Source organism: Brevundimonas sp. (assembly GCF_035627055.1).
Lineage (GTDB): Bacteria > Pseudomonadota > Alphaproteobacteria > Caulobacterales > Caulobacteraceae > Brevundimonas.
Map to the genome: position 1 here is coordinate 99644 of NZ_DASPMM010000009.1, position 10325 is coordinate 109968.

Sequence of the window (10325 nt, forward strand, 5' to 3'; positions counted from 1 at the left end):
ATCAACAGGGGGTTACGTGAATTGCGCACGTACCAATTTCCCCTGGACCTGGTCCGTGAGCGGTCCCCTGAGCGTCCCGTCGCCCTCGTGCGGCCGCGTTCGGTTTCCGTAGCGGCGCGCTGGTTCCAGGACAATCTAAAGGCTGACGTCTTCTACGCCGTGAAGGCCAACCCCTCGCGCTGGGTCATCGAGACCCTGATCGAGGCGGGCGTCACTGGCTTCGACGTCGCTTCCCTCGCCGAGGTCGAACTGGTGCGTTCGGTCAGCGCCGACGCGCGCCTGGCCTTCATGCATCCGGTCAAGAGCCGCGGCGCGATCACCCGGGCTTATTTCGAGTTCGGCGTCCGCACCTTCTCGCTCGACAGCCATGACGAGCTGGCCAAGATCCTCGACGCCACCGGCGGCGCGGCCGACCTGAACCTGGTCGTGCGCATGGCGGTGTCGGCCGACGGCGCGGCCTATTCCCTGTCGGGCAAGTTCGGCGTCTCGCCTGACCAGGCCCCGTCCCTGCTGCTGGCCACCCGCCAGGCGGTTCAGGACGGGCTGATGGGCGTTTCGTTCCACGTCGGTTCGCAGTGCATGCGTCCGTCCGCCTATGAGGCCGCCATGGCCCAGGTCGGGCGCGCCATCACCCGCGCCGGCGTGATCGTCGACATCGTCGATGTCGGCGGCGGCTTCCCCTCGGTCTATCCGGGCATGGTCCCGCCGGACATGAGCGAATACGCCGACGCCATTCACCGCGGCTTCGCCGAGATGCCGGTCACCCACACCACCGAACTGTGGTGCGAGCCCGGCCGCGCCCTGGTCGCCGAGTCGTCCTCGGTGCTGTGCCGCGTCGACCTGCGCAAGGGCGACGCCCTGTATCTGAACGACGGCTCGTACGGCTCGCTGTTCGACGCCACCCACTCGCGCTGGCCCTTCCCGACCAAGCTGGTCCGCGACGGCGCGGCTTCGGCCGAGTTGAAGCCGTTCCGCTTCTACGGCCCGACCTGCGACAGCATCGACCACATGCCGGGCCCGTTCTGGCTGCCGGCCGATGTGCAGGAAGGCGACTTCATCGAGATCGGCATGCTGGGCGCCTACGGCGTGGCCATGTCGACCGGCTTCAACGGCTATGGCGAGCACGAGCTGGCCGCCGTCGAGGACGCCCCGATGGCCTCGCTGTACGGCCTGGCGCCGCGGTCGATCCCGACCGTTCGCACCTCGGCCGAGGAACAGGCCCGCAAGGTGGTTCGCCTGAGCCGTCCCAAGGGCAAGGCGGGCCAGCGGAAGCAGCGCCGCCGCTAAATCGTCACTGGCGCGTTGTAGACGCCGGAGCACCAATCAGCAGCGGCCCGTCGCTCCGTCCGGGCCGCTGTTCTTCCTGACGACGGGCGCTCACCTGTAAGGGAAACCAAACCGATGAACGCTCCCGTTCAGTCCAACCAGAAAGCCCAACTGCTCCAGAACGTCGTGGAGCACGTGGACATCACCAGCTTCGACGCCCGTCCGATCATCGACAGCATGCGCAAGATGTCGTTCTCGAGCCGCGACACGGCCCGGGCCGCCGACATCTTCAACATGGCGCTGGAGGACAAGGACTGCTCGCCGTGGCTGATCCTCGCCGGCTCGACCTCGGCCGGCGGCTGCATGCACGTGTACCGCGACATGGTGAAGTTCGGCATGGTCGACGCCATCGTCGCCACCGGCGCCTCGATCGTCGACATGGATTTCTTCGAGGCCCTCGGCTTCAAACACTACCAGGCCGCCGGCGAGGTGGACGACAACGTCCTGCGCGACAACTACATCGACCGGATCTACGACACCTATATCGACGAGGAAGAGCTCCAGGCCTGCGACCACACCATCCTGGAGATCGCCAACCGGCTGGAGCCGCGCGGCTACAGCTCGCGCGAGTTCATCTGGGAGATGGGCAAGTGGCTGTCCGAGGGGAACGCCAAGAAGCCCGGCAGCCTGATCCAGACCGCCTATGAAGAGGGCGTGCCGATCTTCTGCCCCGCCTTCGTCGACAGTTCCGCGGGCTTCGGCCTGGTCAAGCACCAGAAGGAGCGGGCCGCCGCCGGCCAGCCCTATATGATGCTGGACGCCATCGCCGACTTCCGCGAACTGACCGACATCAAGATCGCCGCGGGCGTCACGGGCCTGTTCATGGTCGGCGGCGGCGTGCCGAAGAATTTCGCCCAGGACACCGTCGTCTGCGCCGAGATCCTCGGCGTCGAGGCCGAGATGCACCGTTATGCGGTGCAGATCACCGTGGCCGACGTGCGCGACGGGGCCTGTTCGTCCTCGACGCTCAAGGAGGCCGCCTCGTGGGGCAAGGTGCAGACCACCCACGAGCAGATGGTCTTCGCCGAAGCCACGACCGTGGTGCCGCTGATCGGTTCGGACGCCTATCACCGGGGCGCCTGGAAGACCCGCGAGAAGCGCCGCTGGGCCAAGCTGTTCGGCAAATAACGCAGCCGCGACGGATGTGAGGGCCGGGAGCCATTCCCGGCCCTTTTTTGTGTCCGGGCGGTCTCGCGGCGGGTCCCGGGCGGAACCGCCCGCCCGGCGGTTCGCTTACCCGGGCGAAGGAGTTCGCCATGACCCAGCAGCAGCATCCGCAGCAGACCGAGGACGCCCGCGAGGCCGACGACATGGGCGAAAAGCCGGATCTGGGCCGCACGCCGGACGCCCTGACCGAAGCCGTGTCCGGCAGCGGCATGGGTTCCGACACCCGGGCGGGGTCGCTGCAAGGCGGTTCGGCGTCGGGCTCGGAGGTCGACCCGGACCAGGACCGGATCAACGAGAGCCTGGCTACCGAGGGAATGCGGTCCGCCGCCCCGCGCCCGCCGTCCGGGACCAATCCGGACGAGCCGGTCAACAATACCGGCTCGGACTTCACCGGCCCCGCCGGCGATCCCGCCGAGGGCAAGCCTGAGGCCGGCGACGACGTCGACGCCGCCACGGGCTGAGCCTTGCGGCATCTTGCGCCCCACGGGAGGCGCGAACCCGCCTTGCCGCCGCCGCAGGCTTGCGCCACGGTGAAGCCAACAACACAGTCTGTTTCAGGGACGACCCAGGGATGAAGCGCAGTCTTGCGGCCACCGCGATGGTGGGGGCCATGGTTCTGGCCGGGTGCGGGGATCGCCCGCCCGCCGTGGAAGAGGCGGAACCGGCGGCCGCCGCAGACACCGCGGCCGCTCCGGCGGCTGACGCCGAGACGTCGCGCAGACTTCCGACTCCGTCGGCTCCGGCGACGAACGCCGCGCCCGCGGCCGACGGCGCGCCGACGTTCGCGGTGATCTATCCCGGCGGCGTTCCGAAGCGGCCCGCCACCGCGGCCCAGGGACCCGAGGGCCCCGGCGGCCTCATCGAGTTCAGCACCGAAGCCACCCCCGCCGAGGTGGTCGCCTTCTATCGGCAGAGGGCCGAAGCGGCCGGCCTGAAGTCGATCAACACGATGAACCGGGGCGACTCGATGGGCTATGGAGCCGGCGATGGCGCCGACGGCCACGGCAAGCTGCTGAGCGTCGTCGCCACCCGCGTCGAGGGCGAGCCCACCAGCGTGCTGCTGACCTGGACCGCCGGCCGGTGAAACGGGCGGCCGTCCTGGCCGCCTGCGCCGTCCTGACCGCCTGCGTCGGCGGACCGCCGGCCTCGGCCCCGGCCGCGCCTAACGGCTATCTCACGGCCGACCGCATCGATACGCTGGCCGATCAGGCCGGAACCTGGCGAGACCAGGGCGATCCGGCCCGCTCGCAGGCCTTGCGGGCGCTGGAGGACACCGACCGCTGGTGGCTGGCCACGGCCCACGCAGAACTGCGCCCGCCCGAGGCGGCCCAACATTTCGACTGCGTGCTGGGGACGCGGCTGTCGGCGCGGGCCCGGCCGGCCCTGACGCGGGTCATGACCCGGCTGCTGGTCGACTCCGCCGCCGTGACCGCCCGCCTCGCCGCGTCCCCTCCGAGGCCCCGCCCGATCGCGGTCGAGCCTGGACGCCGGGCCTGCCAGCGATTCACCGAGACCGAACGGGCCGGGGGATCATGGCCCGCGATGGGCGCGGTGGCCGGGGCGGCCTATGGCGAGCTGTTCGCGAGGCTTGCCTCCGACCGCGCCGAGGCGGCCCGGGCCATGGGCCGCGAGATCGGCGTCAGCCGCGCCGTCTGCGCCATGAACTGGCCGTCGGACATCGAGGACGGAGGCCGGCTGGGGCAGGCGGTCTATGAGGCGGCGGCCGCGACGCCGGCGTTCCAGGCCGAGCTGGAGGCGGCGCGGACGGAGGTCGCGACGGCCCGGGCCGAAGGTCTGACCAGCCCCGCCTGCGCCGCGGAACGGCGGGCCCTGGGTCCTATGCCGGCCGTGGGGTGACCAGGGAGCCGTAGAGGTCGGTGCGGCGGTCGCGGAAGAAGCCCCAGGCGGCGCGATGGCGGTCGATGTAGTCGAGGTCGAAGGCGTGGACCAGCACGCCCTCCTCGTCGCGGCCGAGACTCTCGACCAGATCGCCGCGGTGATCGGCGATGAAGGACGAGCCGTAGAAGACCTGCCCCACGTCGGTGGCGTATTCGGCGCCGGTGCGATTGGCCCCGACGACCGGCACGACATTGGAGACGGCGTGGCCCTGCATGGCCCGCCGCCACGGATCGGCGGTGTCCAGTTCCTTGTCGTGGGGCTCGGAGCCGATGGCGGTCGGATAGAAGAGCACCTCGGCCCCCTGCAGCATCATCGCCCGCGCCGTCTCCGGGTACCACTGGTCCCAGCAGATGCCGACCCCGACGCGGCCGTGGCGCGTGTTCCAGACCTTGAAGCCGGTGTCGCCGGGCCGGAAATAGTATTTCTCCTGATAGCCGGGACCGTCGGGAATGTGGCTCTTGCGGTAGACGCCCATGGCCGAGCCGTCGGCGTCGAGCATCACCATGCTGTTGAAGTAGTGCGGCCCCTCGCGCTCGAAGATCGACACCGGAATGGCGACGCCCAGTTCAGCGGCCACGGGTTGCAGCGCCGTCACGCACGGATGTTCGCGCCACGGGAAGGCCGTGCCGAACCAGCGCTCCTCCTGCGAGACGCAGAAATATGGTCCCTGGAACAACTCGGACGGCAGGATGACCTGCGCGCCCCTGCCCGCAGCCTCGCGGATCAGGGCGATGGTCTTGTCGATGTTCGCTTGCAGATCCTCGCCATAGGAGGTCTGGAGGGCGGCGACGGAGATGGTGCGGGTCATGGAGTGACAGTGACAGTGCTAGTGAGCAAAATGAGGGCGTTCATCGACCCGGGCTTCCCTTCTTCAGTTCGAGGGACTGGATGAATTCGCCGGTCGTTCGTCGGCCTGCCCCTTCGGCGATGTTTGCAGCGATCGAGACTGAAGCCCGCCTGATCTGACTGACCAGCCCATACTGCTCGTGCTTGGGCCAAGCGCTCGAGAGCCGATACAGGCTCTCCGTCAGATCCAGGGCGATCTGCCAGACCTTGAGGTCGCGGTGGCTCTGGGCTGAGTGGCTCACCTCTTGCTCACTACCACTGTCACTCAACAACGCTAAGCAGGCTCCTGCTGGGAAATGCAGTGGAAGGATCCGCCGCCGGAGAGGATGGCGAGGGATGGCAGCGGAATGATCTCGCGGTCGGGATAGACCGTCTTCAGGCCCTGACACGCCAGATCGGCGGCGCGGGCGTCGCCGTAGGTGGGCACGATCACGGCGCCGTTGGCGATTAGGAAATTCATGTGGCTGGCCGGGACCGGCTTCTCGTCCTCGTCGGCGACGAAGCCGGGCGACGGCAGAGGCAGGACGCGAATCCGGCGGCCTTCGGCGTCAGTCATCTGTGACAGGGTCTGAGCCACTTCGGCGTAGACGTCGTCGTTAGGATCGCCTCGCCCCCAGGCGACGGGGCAAGCCACCACGCCAGGAGCGACGAAGCGGGCGAGGTTGTCGACGTGGCCGTCGGTGTGATCATTGAGAAGCCCATCGCCGAGCCACAGCACCTTTCGGGCGCCCAGGGAGGTGGAAAGCGCGGCCTCGGCGGCGGCCTCGGTCCAGGCGGTGTTGCGGTTGGGATTGAGCAGGCACTGGCGCGTGGTCAGGATCGTGCCCTCGCCGTCATGATCCAGTGCGCCGCCTTCCAGGATGAAGTCGTGGCGGTCGAGAGCCACGCCGGAGGCTTCGCCTATCTGTTCGGCGACGGTGTCGTCGTGTTCGAGCTCGTACTTGCCGCCCCAGCCGTTGAAGCGGAAGGCGGCGGCCCGGGCCGAGCCCTGCCCGAAGATCGGCCCGGTGTCGCGCAGCCAGATATCGCCGAAACGGCCGTCGATAACCTCCACATTGGCCACGCCGTCGAAACGGGCGCGGGCGTCCTGCAGGGCTCCGGCGTCGCCGACCAGCAGGCGCACCCGCTCCCGCCCGGGGCCCGCAAGGGCGCGCACCAGGGCGTCGACCTCGGCCTGCGCCGGTTCGAGGTTTTCCTCCCACAGTTCGCCGTGGCTGGGCCAGCCGACCCACATCGCCCGATGCGGCGACCATTCGGCGGGGACGGGCGTAGGCATGGGGCGGTGGGATCCTCAATGGGCGGGGGACCGCGCCAGATAGACACGCGCAGTCCCGACTTCAACGGGCGGACGCGGGCGCGGCTCCCGAATGCAGAAAGGGCGGTCCGTCGCCGGACCGCCCTTCCCCGTGTCTCAGTCGTGAAGGACCGGCTTAGAAGCTGGTGCCGATCGAGATCACGGCCGTGCGCGGCGAACCCAGCGAGCCGGTCCGCAGGCCGGTGGTGCTGGTCGAGATGTTGCCGAGGTAGTCTTCGTCGAACAGGTTGGTCACGTTGACCTGGACGTAGGCGTCGCGGACGCCGAACACTTCCGTCAGGTCGTAGCGGGCGTCCATGTCGAACACCGTGTAGCCGTCGAACGACTCGTCGTTGACGTCGTTGGTGAAACGATCATCGACGAACTTGCCCTGGAAACCGATCGACAGGTCTTCGGTCGGCTGCCAGTCGATACGGCCGGCGTAGGTCCACTCCGGCGTTTCAACCAGCTTCTTGCCCGCCGTCGGCAGGAAGACGCCCGGGCTGATCTCCAGATCGTCCAGAACCTCGCTCGTGTTGTAGGAGGCCGAGGCGTAGACCGTCAGGTGTTCCGACACTTCGAAACCGATCTGGGCGTCGACGCCCTTCTGTTCCACGGCGCCCAGGTTGCGCTCCGTGAACTCGCCGAAGAACGGCGACAGCGGGTCGTTGTCGCGCGAGGAGACGATGCGGTTCTGATAGTCCGTGTACCAGGCCGCGATCGAGGCGACCGTGCGGTCGTTCCGGAAGCGGTAGCCGAGGTCGTAGGACTTGGTGGTTTCCGGCTGCACCGTGGAGAAGTTCAGCGAACCGTCGGCGGCGCGGGCGGGCTGGTACAGGTTGTCCGTCCGCGGCACCGAGATGCCCTCGGCGTAGCTGGCGTAGACGCTGTGCCCTTCGGCGAAGCGATAGACCACGCCGGCGTTCGGCAGGACGTCCTCATACTTCACCGTCTGCGAGAACGGCGGGATGTATTCGGTCGTGCCGGTGGTGGCGAACAGGACGTTGCCGTTGGCCAGCGTCGTGGTCGGAGTCTCGTTGGTGCAGCGCACGTTGGACGAGGCGTCCTGCGAGAAGCAGTACTGGTTCAGGTCGCGCTCGAAGAACGGCGCGCGGGCGCCGATGTTGACCGTGACGGCGTCGTTGAAGAAGTCGCCACGGTATTCGAGGGCGATCTGGTTCAGCTGGGCGATCGAGAAACGGTCACGCTTCTGCAGGATCGAGCCGTCGATGGCGCGGATGGCCGCATCCGGGTCACCCCAGCGCTCCTGGCCCGAGAACACGTTCACCGGCTCGCTGTCCCGGCCCATGCGCACGGCCTCGCCGGTCTGGCGGTGACGCGCGTAGTCGAGGGTGTAGGCCGCGCGGATGCGGTGGTCCTCGTTCAGATCCCAGATCAGGGAGCTGATGATGCCGTAGCGGTGGGTGTTGGTGTTGGACGGGTTGTAGATGCCGACGGTGTCGAGCACGTCGCCGTCGCCGTTCAGGTCGACGCCCGGGCCGGTCGTGTTGGTGCCGGCGTGATCCAGCGTGTTGTCCATCTCGCGCAGGGTGGCGTAACCGCCGCCGTTGGCGATGGTGTACTGGAACGAGGGGTCGAAGGTGAAGCGGATGCTGTCGGTCAGGCCGTAGCTGAACTGGCCGCGCAGGTTGCCGGTGTTCGACGGGTTGATCCGGATGCCGTGGTAGTTGGTGCAGCTGCCGGTCGCCACGCTGCCGTCCGACAGAATGCGGGTCGACTGGGTGCTTTCGTTCTGGGCCGTGCCGGCCACCGCGACCGGCGTGATGCAGGCGATGTCGTTCTCGAGGAAGCTGCCGCTTTCGAACTGCGCCTTGTTGATGAAGTTGTTGTAGAAGGCGTTGCGGTTGACGTTCCAGTGGGCGGCCAGGCTGGCGAAGTTGCCGTTGCCGAGGTCCTGATAGAGCTTGCCGTTGTACTGGGTCTTCTCCAGTTCACCCGGGCCCTTGAACTTGTCGTAGTGGGTCGAGGAGATCGTCAGGTAACCCGTCGTGTCCCACGGACCGAACGCGCCCATGTCGGCGCGGGCGAACACGCGTCGATAGTCGAACTCGCCGGCGGAGACGTTGAACTGGAAGCCCGCTTCATCCAGCGGACGGGCGGTGGTGTAGTTGACGGTGCCGCCGGTGGCCGATGCGGTCGGGCTGTCGACGTCGGTCGTGCCCTGGTTGACCGAGGCGCGCGAGATCAGTTCCGGGTCCAGCTGCTGGTTGGTGTAGGCGGCGTAGTTGCCCGAGTCGTTCAGCGGCACGCCGTCGAAGGTCAGGGAAACGCGGTTGCCGTCGAAGCCGCGCATGCGGATGTTGCCGCCCGAGTTGCCGTACGGGTCGCCGTTCACGAAGTTCAGACCCGGGACCAGGTTGAGGGTCTGCAGGATGGTCTGACCCGGGGTCTGGGTGGCGATGAACTCCTGGGTGATCGTCGAACGGGTCTTGGCGACCGTCTCGGCCGCGATGGCGCCCTCGATGGTGAACGGACCGCGCGCGCCGGTGACGACGACGGTTTCCACTTCCGTGGCTTCAGTGGCGACCGTGCCAGAAGACTGGGCGGAAGCGGCGCCGGCGGCCAGGAAGCCGGTAAAGAGGGCGGTCGTCGCCCAGAACACGCGTTTGCGGTTCGTCATTGTCATCTATCCCCGATGAATAAGAGCGCTGCGCGCCCAGCGACCGGCCTCGGCCGGCTGAAATCCCGCTCCCTCTACGGGCCCCATCGGAAACTGGGACGACATTCGTGTGACAGTGATATGACAGTCGGGGCGGGTGGCGCGAGAGACACACCGCTGTGGGCGGATTGCCTGTGGATGGCTTTGTTCCCCGGGATCAGGCGGCCGCGTCGCCCCAGACCGCCCGAAGCCGCTCGGCGCGCCGGCAGAAGCGGCTGTAGCCGCCGTAGCGCGCCGGATTCCGGCGGGCGAAATCCTGATGGTAGGCCTCCGCGGGCCAGAAGCGGGCCGAGTCGCGGACCGGGGTGACGAAGCGCGCAGCGCCCAGTCGCGCGGCCGCGGCCCGGCGCGAGGCCTCGGCGGCAGGTTTCTGGGCGGCGCTGGCGAAGACGGCGGTCGTGTAGGATGGACCCTGGTCGCAGAACTGACCGTCGGGATCGGTCGGATCGATGGTCAGCCAGAACCGGTCGACAAGCTGGCGATAGGTGATCCGGGCGGGGTCGAAGGTCACCTGGACGGCCTCGACATGGCCGGTTCCGCCACGAACGACCTGCTCGTAGGAGGGCTCGGCCGTCGAGCCGCCGGCGAAGCCCGACACCGCCGTGACCACACCGGGGATTCGCTCGAAATTCGCCTCGACCGACCAGAAGCACCCGCCGGCGAAGACCGCGACCTCGCGGCGGCCGCTGTCGTCGGCCGCAGGCGCCTTGGGGGCGCTTTCCGCCGATTGAGGCGAACAGGCGGCCAGGGCCAGAAGGGCGAGGCTGGAGAGCGAACGGCGGGACATCGGCGGACTCCGCGCGGCCTCCACGCCTGGAGCAGGCGGCGGCCGCGACCGGATGGTTCACCCCATGAGCGTCCAAAAACAAGACCGCCGGCCCCGAGAGGGACCGGCGGTGCTGTCGTTTTGGCCGTTCGGCCTTCCGGGAGGCGTGTCCGGGCGCCTCGTGCGGCGCCCGGACGGAAAGCCGTCCTAGAAGTTGATGCCGATGGTGGCGCGGCGGTTCAGAGGCTCGCGAACGCCGTCGGCGGTCGGGCGGGCCAGCTGGGTTTCGCCCTTGCCGTCCAGCGAGATCACGCCGCCGTTGACGCCCTGGGAGACCAGCGCGTCCG

10 protein-coding genes and 1 pseudogene are annotated in these 10325 nt (G+C 68.5%); 5 read left to right on the forward strand and 6 right to left on the reverse strand.

Annotated elements, in window-relative coordinates:
* The first annotated feature begins 21 nt into the window (after positions 1–21).
* The 5 genes from VEA98_RS03720 (at position 22) to VEA98_RS03740 (ending at position 4350) form a co-directional block, all read left to right on the forward strand.
* Positions 22–1287 carry a type III PLP-dependent enzyme gene (locus tag VEA98_RS03720; RefSeq protein WP_324811129.1) on the forward strand — a complete coding sequence of 422 codons (1266 nt, stop codon included), beginning with the start codon at positions 22–24 and terminating at the stop codon, positions 1285–1287.
* Positions 1288–1401: 114 nt separating this feature from the next.
* On the forward strand, positions 1402–2454 hold the full coding sequence (locus VEA98_RS03725; RefSeq protein ID WP_324811130.1) for a 1,9-bis(guanidino)-5-aza-nonane synthase: 1053 nt from the start codon (positions 1402–1404) through the stop codon (positions 2452–2454).
* 128 nt (positions 2455–2582) lie between these two features.
* Positions 2583–2954 carry a ribonuclease gene (locus VEA98_RS03730; protein WP_324811131.1) on the forward strand — a complete coding sequence of 124 codons (372 nt, stop codon included), beginning with the start codon at positions 2583–2585 and terminating at the stop codon, positions 2952–2954.
* Positions 2955–3064: 110 nt separating this feature from the next.
* Positions 3065–3577, forward strand: a complete 513-nt coding sequence (locus tag VEA98_RS03735; protein ID WP_324811132.1) for a hypothetical protein — start codon at positions 3065–3067, stop codon at positions 3575–3577.
* On the forward strand, positions 3574–4350 hold the full coding sequence (locus VEA98_RS03740) for a PA-phosphatase (RefSeq protein ID WP_324811133.1): 777 nt from the start codon (positions 3574–3576) through the stop codon (positions 4348–4350). Before VEA98_RS03735 ends, VEA98_RS03740 begins: the two co-directional genes overlap by 4 nt.
* Here the strand turns inward: VEA98_RS03740 and aguB are convergent.
* The 6 genes and pseudogenes from aguB to VEA98_RS03770 form a co-directional block, all read right to left on the reverse strand.
* Positions 4331–5200 carry an N-carbamoylputrescine amidase gene (gene aguB / locus VEA98_RS03745; protein WP_324811134.1) on the reverse strand — a complete coding sequence of 290 codons (870 nt, stop codon included), beginning with the start codon at positions 5198–5200 and terminating at the stop codon, positions 4331–4333. The two genes, VEA98_RS03740 and aguB, sit on opposite strands and share 20 nt — an antisense overlap.
* Positions 5201–5240: 40 nt before the next feature.
* Positions 5241–5480, reverse strand: a complete 240-nt coding sequence (locus VEA98_RS03750; RefSeq protein ID WP_324811135.1) for a four helix bundle protein — start codon at positions 5478–5480, stop codon at positions 5241–5243.
* A gap of 32 nt (positions 5481–5512) precedes the next feature.
* Positions 5513–6514, reverse strand: coding sequence for an agmatine deiminase family protein (locus VEA98_RS03755; protein ID WP_324811136.1), 1002 nt, complete (start codon positions 6512–6514; stop codon positions 5513–5515).
* Positions 6515–6668: 154 nt separating this feature from the next.
* On the reverse strand, positions 6669–9173 hold the full coding sequence (locus VEA98_RS03760) for a TonB-dependent receptor (RefSeq protein ID WP_324811137.1): 2505 nt from the start codon (positions 9171–9173) through the stop codon (positions 6669–6671).
* A 196-nt stretch (positions 9174–9369) separates the two neighbouring features.
* The gene (gene msrA / locus VEA98_RS03765; RefSeq protein WP_324811138.1) at positions 9370–9999 is read right to left on the reverse strand and encodes a peptide-methionine (S)-S-oxide reductase MsrA; all 630 of its coding nucleotides are present in this window, start codon (positions 9997–9999) and stop codon (positions 9370–9372) included.
* Positions 10000–10185: 186 nt separating this feature from the next.
* Positions 10186–10325: pseudogene (locus VEA98_RS03770) on the reverse strand (cell envelope biogenesis protein OmpA); the annotation flags it as partial.

Bases quoted from the DNA above. Each gene is read 5' to 3' on its own strand.
- aguB (WP_324811134.1), bottom strand. From the start codon at position 5,200: ATGACCCGCACCATCTCCGTCGCCGCCCTCCAGACCTCCTATGGCGAG.
- VEA98_RS03735 (WP_324811132.1), top strand. From the start codon at position 3,065: ATGAAGCGCAGTCTTGCGGCCACCGCGATGGTGGGGGCCATGGTTCTG.
- VEA98_RS03730 (WP_324811131.1), top strand. From the start codon at position 2,583: ATGACCCAGCAGCAGCATCCGCAGCAGACCGAGGACGCCCGCGAGGCC.
- VEA98_RS03725 (WP_324811130.1), top strand. From the start codon at position 1,402: ATGAACGCTCCCGTTCAGTCCAACCAGAAAGCCCAACTGCTCCAGAAC.
- VEA98_RS03755 (WP_324811136.1), bottom strand. From the start codon at position 6,514: ATGCCTACGCCCGTCCCCGCCGAATGGTCGCCGCATCGGGCGATGTGG.
- VEA98_RS03760 (WP_324811137.1), bottom strand. From the start codon at position 9,173: ATGACGAACCGCAAACGCGTGTTCTGGGCGACGACCGCCCTCTTTACC.
- msrA (WP_324811138.1), bottom strand. From the start codon at position 9,999: ATGTCCCGCCGTTCGCTCTCCAGCCTCGCCCTTCTGGCCCTGGCCGCC.